16 protein-coding genes and 1 riboswitch are annotated in these 13,545 nt (G+C 69.1%); of the genes, 11 read left to right on the top strand and 5 right to left on the bottom strand.

From position 1 onward, the window contains the following. From fliO to csrA, 8 genes are read left to right on the top strand one after another with little or no spacing between them, the layout of a single operon-like run. On the top strand, positions 1–525 hold the full coding sequence (fliO, locus tag AC3ZJJ_RS11750; RefSeq protein WP_489892004.1) for a flagellar biosynthetic protein FliO: 525 nt from the start codon (positions 1–3) through the stop codon (positions 523–525). Further along, positions 522–1,343: a flagellar type III secretion system pore protein FliP gene (gene fliP, locus AC3ZJJ_RS11745; protein WP_489892003.1), complete on the top strand. Its 822-nt coding sequence runs from the start codon at positions 522–524 to the stop codon at positions 1,341–1,343. Before fliO ends, fliP begins: the two co-directional genes overlap by 4 nt. Before the next feature lies 1 nt (position 1,344). After that, the gene (gene fliQ, locus AC3ZJJ_RS11740; protein ID WP_489892002.1) at positions 1,345–1,620 is read left to right on the top strand and encodes a flagellar biosynthesis protein FliQ; all 276 of its coding nucleotides are present in this window, start codon (positions 1,345–1,347) and stop codon (positions 1,618–1,620) included. Between the two features lies 1 nt (position 1,621). After that, positions 1,622–2,383: a flagellar biosynthetic protein FliR gene (locus AC3ZJJ_RS11735; RefSeq protein WP_489892001.1), complete on the top strand. Its 762-nt coding sequence runs from the start codon at positions 1,622–1,624 to the stop codon at positions 2,381–2,383. Then, a complete protein-coding gene (locus AC3ZJJ_RS11730) occupies positions 2,383–3,555 on the top strand; it encodes an EscU/YscU/HrcU family type III secretion system export apparatus switch protein (protein WP_489892000.1) in 1,173 nt (390 codons plus the stop codon). Before AC3ZJJ_RS11735 ends, AC3ZJJ_RS11730 begins: the two co-directional genes overlap by 1 nt. Beyond that, positions 3,552–5,603 (top strand): flagellar biosynthesis protein FlhA, encoded by a 2,052-nt coding sequence (locus tag AC3ZJJ_RS11725; protein ID WP_489891999.1) that lies wholly within the window; start codon positions 3,552–3,554, stop codon positions 5,601–5,603. The genes AC3ZJJ_RS11730 and AC3ZJJ_RS11725 overlap by 4 nt, the downstream gene beginning before the upstream one ends. Further along, a complete protein-coding gene (locus AC3ZJJ_RS11720) occupies positions 5,578–6,723 on the top strand; it encodes a hypothetical protein (RefSeq protein ID WP_489891998.1) in 1,146 nt (381 codons plus the stop codon). The genes AC3ZJJ_RS11725 and AC3ZJJ_RS11720 overlap by 26 nt, the downstream gene beginning before the upstream one ends. Positions 6,724–6,732: 9 nt before the next feature. After that, on the top strand, positions 6,733–6,981 hold the full coding sequence (gene csrA, locus AC3ZJJ_RS11715; RefSeq protein ID WP_489891996.1) for a carbon storage regulator CsrA: 249 nt from the start codon (positions 6,733–6,735) through the stop codon (positions 6,979–6,981). A 75-nt stretch (positions 6,982–7,056) separates the two neighbouring features. Here csrA and AC3ZJJ_RS11710 read toward each other — a convergent pair whose 3' ends face one another. The 4 genes from AC3ZJJ_RS11710 to AC3ZJJ_RS11695 form a co-directional block, all read right to left on the bottom strand. Next, the gene (locus tag AC3ZJJ_RS11710) at positions 7,057–7,347 is read right to left on the bottom strand and encodes a WXG100 family type VII secretion target (protein WP_489891995.1); all 291 of its coding nucleotides are present in this window, start codon (positions 7,345–7,347) and stop codon (positions 7,057–7,059) included. Between the two features lie 125 nt (positions 7,348–7,472). Continuing rightward, positions 7,473–8,981 (bottom strand): sensor histidine kinase, encoded by a 1,509-nt coding sequence (locus tag AC3ZJJ_RS11705; protein ID WP_489891994.1) that lies wholly within the window; start codon positions 8,979–8,981, stop codon positions 7,473–7,475. 12 nt (positions 8,982–8,993) lie between these two features. After that, entirely contained in the window at positions 8,994–9,704 is a 711-nt protein-coding gene (locus tag AC3ZJJ_RS11700) for a response regulator transcription factor (protein WP_489891993.1), read from the bottom strand. Positions 9,705–9,789: 85 nt separating this feature from the next. Further along, complete coding sequence (locus AC3ZJJ_RS11695; protein ID WP_489891992.1) at positions 9,790–10,017, bottom strand: hypothetical protein; 228 nt, start codon at positions 10,015–10,017, stop codon at positions 9,790–9,792. Positions 10,018–10,205: 188 nt separating this feature from the next. Between AC3ZJJ_RS11695 and AC3ZJJ_RS11690 the strand changes: the two genes are divergently transcribed. Both AC3ZJJ_RS11690 and AC3ZJJ_RS11685 read left to right on the top strand, forming a co-directional pair. Further along, complete coding sequence (locus AC3ZJJ_RS11690) at positions 10,206–10,589, top strand: cold-shock protein (protein WP_489891991.1); 384 nt, start codon at positions 10,206–10,208, stop codon at positions 10,587–10,589. 4 nt (positions 10,590–10,593) lie between these two features. Then, positions 10,594–11,130 carry a DUF3027 domain-containing protein gene (locus AC3ZJJ_RS11685; RefSeq protein ID WP_489891990.1) on the top strand — a complete coding sequence of 179 codons (537 nt, stop codon included), beginning with the start codon at positions 10,594–10,596 and terminating at the stop codon, positions 11,128–11,130. Positions 11,131–11,234: 104 nt separating this feature from the next. Here AC3ZJJ_RS11685 and serC read toward each other — a convergent pair whose 3' ends face one another. After that, positions 11,235–12,353 (bottom strand): phosphoserine transaminase, encoded by a 1,119-nt coding sequence (gene serC / locus AC3ZJJ_RS11680; protein ID WP_489891989.1) that lies wholly within the window; start codon positions 12,351–12,353, stop codon positions 11,235–11,237. A 176-nt stretch (positions 12,354–12,529) separates the two neighbouring features. Between serC and AC3ZJJ_RS11675 the strand changes: the two genes are divergently transcribed. Then, complete coding sequence (locus tag AC3ZJJ_RS11675) at positions 12,530–13,225, top strand: iron-dependent transcriptional repressor DtxR (protein WP_489891988.1); 696 nt, start codon at positions 12,530–12,532, stop codon at positions 13,223–13,225. A gap of 70 nt (positions 13,226–13,295) precedes the next feature. Further along, positions 13,296–13,492, top strand: a riboswitch (cyclic di-AMP (ydaO/yuaA leader). Positions 13,493–13,545: the final 53 nt, after the last annotated feature.

The raw sequence follows: 13,545 nt of genomic DNA, 5'->3' as shown, positions 1-13,545 counted from the left end.
TTGGACTCCCTATTTCTGGTCCTGCGCGTCGTGGTGTCGCTCGCGGCCGTGCTCGGGCTCCTCTATATTCTCCAGCGGCGCATCGGGCACCGGCTGGGCCGATCGGCGCAGCGGCGTGCCGTGACGGTGGTGGACCGCCAGGGAATCGGGCCCAAGGCCTCCGTCGTCGTCGTCGACGTCGAGGGGCGCCGCTACCTCCTCGGCGTCTCGGACCAGGCCGTCAACGTCATCGACAGCTTTGAGGCTCCGGAGGCCGACGCGCCGGCCGAGTCACCTTCCGGCGCGCCAAGCCACGCGACGTCGGCCGATCATGGCAGGGGGTTCGCCCTCAGCCTGGTGCGGGCCCGCGGGGACATCGCCGAGGAGGCTGAGATGCCCGCGACCCGTCGCAGCCAGCGCCGGCGGCAGGACCGCGTCGCCGGAGACCATGCGGGCCGGCCGGCCTCGCCGCTGGCCGGATCCATCCTGTCGCCACAGACGTGGCGCCAGGCCACCACGGCGATCCGCCGGGGCACCGGCTCATGACTGCCGCGCCCCTCGCGCGGGCCGGCACACCCCGTCGGCTTGCGGGGACGCTCGCTGTCCTGTGCCTCATCCTGGCGTTCCTGCTCGTCGGAGCGGCAGCCGGGCACGCCGCGCCCGTGGACCCCGCACCCGGCGAGGACAACGGGGGCCTGTCCGTGGAGATCAACGGGCCGAACGGAACGCCGAGCGCGGCCGTCGTCACCCTGATCGCGATCACGCTCCTCTCCGTCGCCCCGGCGTTGCTGCTGATGATGAGCTCCTTCACGAAGATCTTCGTGGTGCTCGCCATGACGCGGAACGCACTGGCGCTGCCCACCATCCCGCCCAACCAGGTCCTGGCCGGCCTGGCGCTGTTCCTCTCGCTGTTCGTGATGTCCCCGGTACTGACGCAAATGAACGACGTCGGCGTCCAGCCGTACATGGCGGGTGACCTGACGTTCGACCAGGCACTCTCCGTGGGGGTGGCCCCGCTGCAGGACTTTATGGTCGCCCACACGCGCGAGGAGGACATCGCGCTGATGACGCGCGCCGCCGGAATGGAGAACCCGGCGACTCCCGCCGAGGTCCCGCTGACCACGCTGATTCCCGCGTTTATGATTTCCGAGCTCCGCGCGGCGTTCATCATCGGGTTCGTTATCTTCGTTCCCTTCCTGGTGATCGACCTCGTCGTCGCCTCGGCGCTGATGTCCATGGGCATGATGATGCTGCCGCCGGTCATGATCTCCCTGCCTTTCAAGATCCTGCTGTTCGTCCTCGTGGACGGCTGGGGCCTGATCGTCACGGCGCTCATCGGCAGCTACGCGACCGGCGGGGGCTGACGTGGACACCAACGCGGTGCTCGACATCGGGCTCAGCGGGCTCGTGGTCGCCGCGAAACTCTCCGCGCCGGTGCTGATCACGTCCCTGGTGGTCGGCTTCGCGATCTCGCTGGTGCAGTCGATGACCCAGATTCAGGAGATCACGCTCTCCTTCGTGCCCAAGGCGGCGGCTGTCGCGATCGCCCTGCTGGTGTGCGGGCACTGGATGATCTCCGAGATCGTGGCTTTCACGCACGAGCTCTTCGACAAGATCCCGTCGCTCCTCCAGGGCGGCTGACATGACCGCCACACTGCCGCTCGAATGGCTTGAGGCGATGATGTTGGCCGCCGTGCGGATCACGGCCTTCATCGTCATCGCGCCCCCGTTCTCCTATAACGCGTTCCCCGCCCGGATCAAGGCCATGATCGGGGTCGGGCTGGCGCTGGCCGTCTCCCCGCGCGTCGTCGAGGACTACGTCCCCCTGGACACCGCCGCCTACTTCGGGGCGCTGGTCCTGGAACTGGTGGCGGGCGCGGCCCTGGGGTTCCTGGTCATGCTGCTTTTCGCGGCCATCCAGGCGGCCGGCGGCCTGATCGACCTCTTCGGCGGGTTCCAGCTGGCGCAGGCCTTCGACCCGCAGTCCATGGTCAACGGCGCCCAGTTCACGCGCCTGTTCCACTTCGCGGCGCTGGCCCTGCTCATCGCCTCGGACGGCTATCAGATTGTCCTGGGCGGCGTGTTCCGGTCCTTCGATGCGCTGCCCCTCGGGGCCGGACTCGCGCTGGGCCCGGCCGCGCAGGAGGCGACCGGCGGGTTGACCGACATGTTCCTGGCGGCCGTCCAAATCGCCGGACCGCTCCTGGTGGTGCTGTTCCTGGCGGACGTCGGCCTGGGCCTGCTGACCCGCGCGGCGCCCGCCCTGAACGCGTTCGCCATGGGATTCCCGCTGAAGATCATGCTGACGCTGGCGCTCGCGGGAACGGTGTTCGTTGTGCTTCCGGCCATGGTGGCGGCCATCGTGCGCAGCGCCACGGAGTCCCTCCGGGCGGTGACCGGCTGATGTCCCAGGATTCCGGCGAGCGGTCTGAGAAGGCCACACCCCAGCGCATGAAGGAGGTGCGGTCCAAGGGGCAGCTTTCGCGCTCCCAGGACCTCACGGCCTGGCTGGGCATCGGGGCCGCGGCCCTGATGATACCGTCCGCGCTCTCGGCCGGCCAGCTCGCGGCCACGGCGCAGGTTGAGGCTGTGGTCGCCGCGGTGGCGAACCCTGACCCGTCGGTCGCCGTTGGGGCCATGGAGCAGGGTTTCGCGTCGCTGGCGGGAACGCTGTTGCCCATGCTGGTGACCGTCGCCGTCGTGGTGACCGCGGCGGCCGTGCTGCAGGGCGGCGTCTACTTCCGAAAGTTCAAGTTCGACCCGGAGAACCTCAACCTCGTCAACGGCATCAAGCGCACTTTTGGGCTGCAGGCCGTGTGGCAGGGCGTCAAGGCGCTGCTCAAGACCAGCGTCATCGGCCTGGTGCTTTGGGCCGTGGTGCAGTCGCTGATGCCGGTGCTGCTCAACGCCGGGGCACTGCCCATCGCGTCGCTGTTGGGCGCTGCGGGCGGCGGGGCTGCGTCGCTGCTCCAGACGGCGATCGCCGCCGGGCTGGTCCTCGCGGTGGTGGACCTGATCGTGGTGTCGCGGCGCAACCGCAAACACACGCGCATGACCCAAAAAGAGGTCAAGGACGAGAACAAGAAGACCGACGGCGATCCGCTGGTGCGCTCCCAGCGGCGCTCGCGACAGTTGGCCATGAGCCGCAACCGCATGATCTCGGCGGTCGGCGGAGCCGACGTTGTGCTCGTTAACCCGACGCACGTCGCCGTCGCGCTGCTTTACGAACCCGGCAAGTCCGCCCCGCGGGTCGTGGCCAAGGGCGCCGGGACGATAGCCGCCCGCATCCGCGAGGAGGCCGAGGCCCGGCGTGTGCCCATGGTCCGGGACGTCCCGCTGGCGCGTGCGCTTCACACGAACTGCGAACTGGGGCAGGAGATCCCCGTGGACCACTACAACGCCGTGGCCCAGGTCCTGGCCTTCGTGATGGCGCTGAAGGCCCGCGGGGCGGCGGCGGGAGTCCACACGGTCCCGCCGGAACCCCGCCGCGGCGATCGCGCACCGCACCGCACCGCCCCGCCCGGCCCCGAGGGTACCGCCCAGTCTCGGTCCACAGCAGAGAAAGCCTCCCGATGAAATTCAGCAACCTGTCCAAGATCGCCGTTCCCCTCGGCGTGGTTGGCATCATCCTGCTCCTGATCGTGCCCATCCCGCCGGTGCTGCTGGACGCCCTCATCGTGGTGAACATCATTCTGGCGCTGGTGATCCTGCTCAACACCATGTTCGTGCGCAAGCCCCTGGACTTCTCGGTCTTCCCGTCGCTGCTCCTCGTCGCCACGCTGCTCCGCCTCAGCCTCAACGTGGCCTCGACCCGGTTGGTCCTCGGCAACGGGTACGCCGGAGAGGTGATCGCGGCCTTCGGGCACATCGCCATCGGCGGCAGCCTGATCATCGGGTTTGTGGTGTTCCTGATCCTGGTGGTCATTCAGTTCGTTGTGGTCACCAAGGGCGCCGAGCGCGTGGCCGAGGTGGGCGCCCGCTTTACGCTCGACGCCATGCCGGGCAAGCAGATGGCGATCGACGCCGACCTCAACGCCGGGCTCATCACGGACACACAGGCCCGCGAACGTCGGGCGGAGGTGGCCGCCGAGGCCGACTTCTATGGCGCCATGGACGGGGCCTCCAAGTTTGTGAAGGGGGATGCCATCGCCGGCATCGTCATCATCATCATCAACATCGTTGGCGGGATCGCGATCGGCATGCTGCAGCGGGGCATGGAGGCCGGCGAGGCGCTGAACACCTACGCGCTGCTGACCATCGGCGACGGCTTGGCGACGCAGATCCCGGCCCTGTTGATGGCCGTGTCCACCGGCATGATCGTCACCCGCTCCAACGCCGAGGCGGACATGGGTACGACCGCCTCGGCGCAGTTGGCGCAGTCGCGGTCCGCGCTGCTGATCGCGGGAGGGGCCGCGATCGCGCTGGCACTGGTCCCGGGGATGCCTAAGCTGCCGTTCGTCCTCGTGGGCGGCGGTTTGCTCCTGGCCGCCCAGCGCATCAAGGCCAAGGACGCGGCGAGGGCCGCCGACGAGAAGGCCGAGCTCACCGCGCAGGCGGCGGCGCCGAGCGAGACCACCGAGGACCTCATCGAGCAGATGCGCGTCCACGCGCTGGAGATCCAACTGGCGCCGGACCTGGTCGACATCGTCAACGGCGGAGGGGAGGACCTGCTGGCACGCGTCCGGGCGCTCCGCCGCCGCGTTGCCATGGAGTTGGGCATCGTGGTCCCGCCGGTCCGGACGCGGGACAGCGTCGACCTTCCCCCCGCCACGTACGTCATCCGCATCGCGGGGGTCGAGGCGGGCCGCGGCCAGGCGCCGAGGGGCCAGATCCTGGCCCTGGGAGACTACCTCGACGCGCTCCCCGGGACGGTCGTCGTCGAGCCGGTCTTCGGTCTGGGCGGCAAGTGGATCCCCGCCGAGCTGCGGCACAACGCTGAGATGGCCGGCGCCACCACGATCGACCGGGTGTCCGTGGTCGTGACGCACTTGTCCGCCATCATCCACGGCCACGCGGCGCGCCTGCTGACGCGCGAGGACGTGCGTGTGCTGACCGACGGCGTAAGGGAGATCAACCCCTCGGCCGTCGACGAACTTGTTCCGGGGCTGCTGAGCCTGGCCGAAGTGCAGCGCGTCCTGCAGGGCCTGCTGGTGGAACAGGTGCCCATCAACGACCTGCAGCGGATCTACGAGGCACTGGCGCTGCGCGCGAAGGCGTCGACGGATCCGGAGGGACTGATTGAGGCGTCGCGCCAGGCCCTTGGGCCGGCGCTGGCCGCCCCTCACCTGGACGGCAAGGTGTTGCGCGTGGTCATGATCGATCCGTCCCTCGAGCAGTCGATGCTGGAGGGACTGCGGCCCTCGGAGCACGGAACGCAGATCATGCTGGACCCGAACCGGCTCGAAAACGTTCTCGCGTCGGTGAAGGACAACGTGGCGCAGCTCGACCAGCGGGGAACGGCGGCGGTGCTCGTCTGTGCGCCGGCGCTCCGTCCGGCGGTGCGGCGGCTCGTCGCACCGCAAGCAGGCGGGCTGCCCGTCCTGTCCTACCAGGAGGCCACCTCGGGTGGCGCCGACATCGAGACCGTGGGAGTAGTGCGTGGAGCCGACCAGATTTCGGCTTGAGGGTGCGTCCCTCAAGGAATTGAACGAGCAGATCCTCCGTGAGCACGGGCCTTCGGCCCGCATCGTCTCGGCGGAGCGGATCATTCTCGGCGGCATCGGCGGCTTCCTTGCCAAGAGCCACTTCGAGGCCGTGATCGAGGTGCCGCCGCGCGCCGCAAGCGACGGCGCGCAAGACGGCGCGGCCGTCGGGGAGATCGTCGACGACGCTCCACCGGCCAAGCGCCGGGGCCGGCGCGCGGCCACCCCGTCGGCCATCCCATTGGACAATCCGCGGGCGGGCCTGCTGGCACTCTTGGCGGAGGCCGAGGGGACGGAGGCTCGGATACACGGCATCGTGGAGCCGGAGATTTCGACGGAATCGGACGACTTCGCGCGCATTCTCGACGGCCTCACCTTGGGTGGCGGATCCACCGTCGGGCAGCGCTCCCGGGCCGCGATCGAGGCTGTCCCTCCGGCCGGTCCGCCGGTCGGACGCCGTTCCATGTTGTCGGGCGCCGAGCCGGCGGTGGCGCCGGGGGCGGCGGGTGCGGCGGCCGGCAATGCCGTGCCCGCGCCCGCGCTCGTGGGCGCCGATCTGCCGCCCGCATTTGTGCCGCTGAGGGGCGCCGGAGACCTGATCGTTGTGGTCGGGCTCGAACACGATGCACTGGAGGCGGCCACGTGGATCGCGGGGGCGACCTCGATGGTCCGCCGGCTGACCCCCGCGGACCGGGAGCGCTCCGGAGCCGAACACCCGGCCGGGACGGCGGGGCGGGTCGACGCCCTTCGGGCCCGTGCGGACGGGGTGGCCGCGGAGTGCGCAGTGGTGCTGGTCGTGGCGTGGAGCGGGGGCGCGGGACTCGAGAGCCACCTCCAGGCCATCGTCGCGAGCTCGCCCGATCAGATTTGGGTCGCGGTGGACGCCGGGCGGAAGCCGGAGGACACGGCTCGCTGGGTGCGGGCCGTCGCCTCGGTCGGCTCGGTGGACGCCGTGGCGGCCCTCGGGATGGACACCACGGCGACGCCGTCGTCGGTGTCCGAACTGGGACTGCCAGTTGTGGACATCGTGGCCGCGGGGCGGCCGTCCCGACGGTCCGTGCGCGAATCCTCGCGGGCAACTGTGCACACGGCACTGGGTTAGGATTGCCGGGTGCTGGTACTCACGCGAAAGGTCGGGGAGCAGATCCTGATCGGCGACGACATCGTCATCACCGTCCTCGACGTCCGTGGCGACGGCATCAAGATCGGCATCGACGCCCCCCGCGGCGTCCGGATCCAGCGCCAAGAGGTCGTTGCCGCCGTGTCCGACGCGAACCTCGAGGCGGCACGTTCGGTGGATGCCGCGACCGAGGACCGCATTCGAGCCCTGCTGCAGGTACCCCCGGACCCTTCCGCCTAGCCAAGGTGCGCGTCCACCGTCGCCGGAGCCCGCCGTGGCCGTGAACGGTCGGCCGCGGCGGGCGGCTAGGGCGGTTCAGTAGGTGAACATGCTCGCGTTGGCGGCCTCGGCGTCGTCGTATTGCTGCGAGGCCCGCGCGAGCGCCGTGTTGATCCCGGTGAGTGATTCCTCGACCCGCAGCTGGGTGGCGCGCCAGTCGGCAACGACGCCCTGGAAGTTGGCCGCGGCGGCCCCCTGCCACGTCGACTCGAGCTCCCTGAGCCCGCCTTGCATGGTGTTGACCTCCGCGCGCAGGCGCTCGATGGTTCCCTGCACGGCCATGGCCTTGTTGCGCATCTCGGTGGTGTTGGCGGCGAAGTTGCTCATGCTCTCCCCTTGGATCAGTCGCGGCCACCGTGCTGACCACGGGGCGACGGCGCCGGTGGCGCCCTGTGCAAGAGACTATGAGCCCCGGCCATCGTGCGGGTGGCGGGTCGCGAATCTGTGGATAATCAAGCGTCGCCGCCGCGGGTGGAGGACTCGTCCAACGGCTCGAGCGGCAGGTGGATCGAAAGCGTGGCCCCGCCGCCCGGCGTCTCGTTCAGCCTCACGGAGCCGTCGTGCTGAGCGGCGATCGCGGCGACGATGGCCAGGCCGAGCCCCGTCCCGCCGGTCTCGCGCTGACGCGAGGAGTCGGCCCTGTAGAAGCGCTCAAAGACGCGCGAAGCGTCCTCCTCGGAGATGCCCGGCCCGTGGTCGCGGACCTCGAGAACCGCGTCCCAGCGACCATCGATCACCGGCAGGGCGCCGACGGCGATCTCGAGCGGGCTCCCCGACGGCGTGTACCTGAGGGCATTGGTCATCAGATTGGCGACCACCTGGCGGAGCCGCGCCTCGTCCCCGGACGTCGGCGCCTTCCCCGGGCGGCCGCCGTCCAGGCCCACGAGCCGGACGTCCCGTTCCGGCGCGCTGACCCGTGCGTCCTCGACGGCGTCCGTGGCGAGCAGCAGGAGATCCACGGGGCGGCGTTCCAGCGGGCGGTGCTCGTCCAGGCGCGCCAACGTGAGGAGGTCGTCCACTAGCTGCGCCATCCGCTTGGCCTCGCCCTCGATGCGGCCCATCGCCGTTGTCAGCTGTTCGGGATCGCTCAGCCCGCCGTGTCTGTAGAGCTCCGAATAGCCCTGGATGGTCACCAGGGGGGTGCGCAGTTCGTGCGAGGCGTCCTGGATAAAGCGCCGCATCTTGCGTTCCGAGGCGGCCCGCCCGCGGAAGGCGTGCTCGATGTGGGCGAGCATGGCGTTGAGCGACCGCGACAGCCTGCCGACCTCCGTCTCCGGCGGAAAGTCCTCGACGCGCCGGGACAGGTCGCCGGCAGCGATGGCCGCGGCGGTGCGTTCGACCCGCACGAGGGGGCGGAAGGCCCTGCTTGTGACGCCGTAGGCAATGAGCGACATCACCAGCGTGGTGAGGGCACCGGTGAGGAGCATGGTCGACGTCGCTTGGCTAACGGTATTGCGGACCGCGTCGAGCGGCAGCGCGACCGTGATGTAGCCGCCGTCGTTCTTCATGGCGCGCTGACTCACCCTCCACCCGGCCGAATCCGCGGCCGTTCCCCGAACGCTGAACGGAATGCCGGCCTCGCTCCTCACCTCGCCGACAGGAAACTCTGGGAGCGCGGGGGCGTCACCCTGCTCGGACAATATTCGCGGCAGCTCGTACAGAACTTTGCCCTCGGAGTCCCGCATCGAGCCGTGGAAGCGCAGCGAGGCGATGTTGTCCCACGCCAAAGCGGTTTGGGGATCGTTCGTCAGCTGCTCGTTCATCGCGGCCCACATCAGCGTCGAGACGGATTCCCCGCTTGTCCCCAGCTCGTCATCGATTTGCTTGAGCAGGGTGCCGTTCAGCGCGGCGGACGCGGCCATCGCAGTGGCCCCGACGCCGCACATCATAAGTGCCGCCATCAGGGCAACGAGCTTGGTCCGCAGCGAGACCTGACGGAAGAGTCTGGCGAAGGCATGCACGGCCGGGGCCGCCTAGCGACGCTCCGCGGACCGCAGAAGGTAGCCCACGCCGCGCTTGGTCTGGATCATCGCCGGCCAGTCTTCGCGCGCGTCGATCTTGCGCCGGAGGTAGGAAATGTAGGACTCGACGATGGACGCGTCGCCGTTGAAGTCGTACTCCCAGACGTGGTCCAGGATCTGGGCCTTGGACAGCACCCGGTTGGGGTTCATCATCAGATAGCGCAGCAACTTGAATTCGGTGGGGGACAAGTCGACTACTTCGCCGGCTCGGCGCACCTCGTGGGCGTCGTCGTCGAGCTCCAGGTCATCGACGCGGAGCACCGCATCGTCGTCGCCGCGCGGCTGCGTCCGGCGGAGCACGGCCCGGATCCGGGCCACCACCTCGTCGAGGCTGAACGGCTTCGTGACATAGTCGTCGCCGCCGACGGTCAGTCCAGTCACCTTGTCCTCGGTGTCGTCCCGCGCGGTGAGGAAGAGTACGGGGAAGTGGCGGCCCGCGGCGCGCAACCGGCGCGTGACGGTGAAGCCGTCCATGTCCGGCAGCATCACGTCAAGGACTGCCAGGTCCGGCTGCTCGCGTTCGACGGCGTCCAGCGCCTCGCGCCCGTTGGCCGCCGCGACGACGTCGAACCCCGCGAAGCGCAGCGACGTGGACAGGAGTTCGCGGATGTTCGGCTCGTCGTCGACGACGAGAAGCTTGGCCTCGGGGGTCTTGGCGTTCATAGGCCCAGTCTGATGGAGAAGTCTGGGAGTTTTCTGGACGTTGCGTGTTAGCGTGACGCCTTCGCGGCGTGTCGCCCAGGATCTGCTAGGAGCGGCGACGCTCGGCGAGGTTCATAACAACCAGGGCCGCCAGGAGCAGGAAGGCGATGGGGAGCCCGTAGAGTCCGACGGCGAACAGCGGCGCCCACGGCGTCACATTGGCGATGTAGAGGGCCAGGATGGCGAGCAGGCACAGCAACGAGGCGATGCCCACGACCGAGGCCGCGACGAGCACATTGCGGCGTGCGGAGCCGCCATCCTTGACCGTATTCACGCGGTTAAAAGTAACAGTGGGCGGTGGGGCCACAAAGTCAGGCGGCGGGGCGGCCGTGACGTACCCTAGAGGAACAGACTTCCCCGGTCCCTCCGCGCCCGGGCGGCCGAGGCCGCGGGTGCGGCGCGGCCGGGAATCCACGAGTGGCGCCGGCGGTGCCACGGGTACATCAGAACGAGGTAAGCGACGTGCCATTCGGCAAAGTGAAGTGGTTCGAGGCCAGCAAGGGCTTCGGGTTTTTGGTGACCGACGACGGCCAGGAAGTCTATCTTCACGAGTCCGCGCTGCCCGCCGGGACCAAGGAGGTCCGCGCCGGCACACGCATGGAATTCGGGATAGCCCAAGGCCGCAAGGGAGCCCAGGCGCTCACCGCCCGCGTGGTCGAGGCCGCCCCGTCGGTCGCCCGCGCCAAGCGCAAGCCCGCCGACGAATCCGCCGTCATCATCGAGGACCTGATCAAGCTGCTCGACGGCATCTCCAACGGCCTGCGCAAGGGCCGCTACCCGGAGAAGGCACAGGGTTCCAAGATCGCGGCCGTGCTTCGCGCCGTCGCCGACGACCTGGACGCCTGAACCGATGGCACGCACCCCCAAACTCGACGCCGCGCTGGCCGGTGCGGTCGACGCGGCCCGCGCCGCACTGCTAGAGGTGGTTCCGGAGGAACAGTTGGGCGATCACGTCGGTGCCGTGGCGGACGGCGAGCGGCTGGTAACCCACCGCTTCACCGCGCACCTGGAGGCCTACGCAGGGTGGGAATGGTACGCGACGCTGGCGCGGCTGCCCCGCGGCAAGGTTCCGACCGTGAGCGAGATCGGCCTGCTGCCGGGTTCGGGCGCGCTGTTGGCCCCGCCCTGGGTCCCCTGGTCCGAGCGGGTAAACGACGAGGAATTGGCGGCGGAGCGCGAGGCGGAGGCCGCGGAAGCAGCGGCAGCCGAGGCCGCCCTCGCCGAGGCCGGCGGGCACCCGGCCGGCGACAACGATGTGGCCGAGGGCCAAGAGGGAGATGCCGCCCCGGTCGGTACGCCGGACGACGACGGAGCTCGCGCGGAAGCGGAGCCCGCAGCAGAAGCGGTCCCCGCCGGCGGCGCCCCCGCCGAAGATCCGGCGCCGTGATCGCGGTCTGACGCACCAAGATAACAGCCGGCCGTTACCGAATTTCGGTGGCCGACAGGAGGGCCCCCGACTCGAGAGTCGGGGGTCCTCCTGGTTTGGGTCGCCTAGATGTTTTCCAGCACGTAGTCGATGCAGCGCGTGAGCGCGGTGACGTCGTCGGGTTCGATGGCGACGAACGTTGCGATGCGCAACTGGTTGCGGCCCAGCTTCCGGTAGGGCTCCGTGTCCACGATGCCGTTGGCGCGAAGGACCTTGGCAACGGCCGCGGCATCGACGGAATCGTCGAAGTCGATGGTGGCGATGACGTTGGACCGGTCCTCGGGGTTAACCACATACGGGGTGGCCACGGGGGAGGCCTCGGCCCACGAGTACACGCGGCCCGCCGAGTCGGCCGTCCTGTCCGCGGCGAATTTCAGCCCGCCGTTTTCGTTGAGCCATTCGATTTGGGCGTTCAGGGTCACCAGCGTGGACAGGCTCGGGGTGTTGTACGTCTGGTTCAGCCGCGAGTTGTCCACCGCCGTCTTCAGGTTCAGGAAGTCCGGGACCCAGCGGTCGGACGCCGCGATGCGGTCGACGCGCTCCAGGGCGGCGGGGGAGAACAGCGCCAGCCAGAGTCCGCCGTCGGAGGCGAAGTTCTTCTGCGGAGCGAAGTAGTAGACATCGGATTCGGTGACGTCGACGTCGAGGCCGCCCGCCGCGGAGGTCGCGTCGATGAGGACCAGGGCGCCGTCGTCGGCCCCCCGCACACGCCGGACTGGCGCCGCCACGCCCGTGGAGGTCTCGTTCTGTGGCCACGCATAGGCATCGACCCCCGCCTCCGCGGCGGGCACCGGCCGGGTGCCGGGTTCGGCCTTGAGGATGCTCGAGGCGTCCAGGAACGGCGCCTTGTTTGTGGCGGCGGCAAACTTCGAGCCGAATTCGCCGAAGGAGAGGTGCTGCGCCTTCTTTTCCACCAGGGAGAAGGAGGCGGCGTCCCAAAACGCGGTGGAGCCGCCGACGCCCAGGACAACCTCGTAGCCGTCGGGTGCGGAGAAGAACTGGGAGAGGCCCTCTTGGACGCTCCTGACCAGGTTTTTCACCGGCGCCTGCCGGTGGGACGTGCCCAGGAGCTTCGCCGCGCCGGCAAGGGCGTCGAGCTGCTCCGGGCGCACCTTCGAGGGGCCCGCGCCGAAGCGGCCGTCGGCCGGCAACAGGTCGGAGGGAATGGTGATGTCGTTGCTCATGCTGGCTCCTGCACGCTCCGGGGACGGTTTGGGGCGACCCTGCATCGTGGCGGGTCGCCTCGCCCTACATCGTCTCGCAGCGCGCGCGGAATCCAGAACCCGGGGGAGTTTGTTAACGCGGGTAGAGTTGGGACGACTGGTTCCCGACCATCCGCCTGCCCACAGGAGCCCACGCAGTGACTGACCTGATCGACACGACCGAAATGTACTTGAGGACCATTCTGGAACTCGAGGAAGAGGAGATCACCGCGCTGCGCGCAAGGATCGCCGAGAGGTTGGGACATTCGGGCCCCACGGTCTCGCAGACCGTCGCCCGCATGGAACGGGACGGCCTGGTTGTGGTCTCGCAGGACCGTCACCTGGAGCTCACGGTCACGGGTCGGCAGCTGGCCACCGAGGTCATGCGCAAGCACCGGTTGGCCGAGCGGCTGCTGTCCGATGTCATAGGACTGGACTGGGAATACGTCCACGACGAGGCCTGCCGCTGGGAGCACGTCATGAGCGAGCGGGTGGAACAACGCCTCTACGACCTGTTGGGACGGCCCTCGGACTCGCCCTACGGAAACCCGATTCCCGGCCTGCAGGCACTCGGTGGCCCGGCCGAGTCCGGCCCGGCCGCGCCCGTGCAGAACCTCGACGCCGCGCTGCTTGCGGGCAACGGTGGACCCCTCGAGATCCTCCGCCTTGCCGAGACGATCCAGGTGGATCCCGAACTGCTGGCGCAATTGAACGACGGCGGCATCCGACCGGGTGCGAACGTCACCCTGGAGCGAGCCGGTGACTACGTGGTGGTCAGGGTCGACGGCGTCGAGGGCGCGCTCGAGCTCCCCCAGGAAGTGAGCGCGCACGTTTTTGTGGCCCGCCAGCCTTAGATAACGAAATTGTTACTTTCCAAGGGTTGTCCTGTACCGTTGGATGACGAAGGGGACTTGTTTCCTTCTCTCTCTCCGATCGCCTAACCCTGCCGGCGGAGCGAGTCCGTCCACATGACGACAGGCAGGGGTGGAGAACCCATTCATACCGGCGGCCGGACCCTGTCCGCCGCCTAGGGGTGAAGCCGGTCCTCGCAAGACGGCCCGGCCGAGTAGATCTCAAACTCGAATCCGACAGCTAACTTCGCAGGCGTGTTGAGAGGTTGTCGCTTGACTGAGCTTAAAAATGATGGGCACCGCCTGGCCCGGGAAGACGCAGA

This window comes from Arthrobacter sp. AOP29-A2-19 (genome assembly GCF_058138025.1).
Note: the sequence above shows the minus strand (reverse complement) of the source record. Positions and strands in the feature narration are given on the sequence as shown.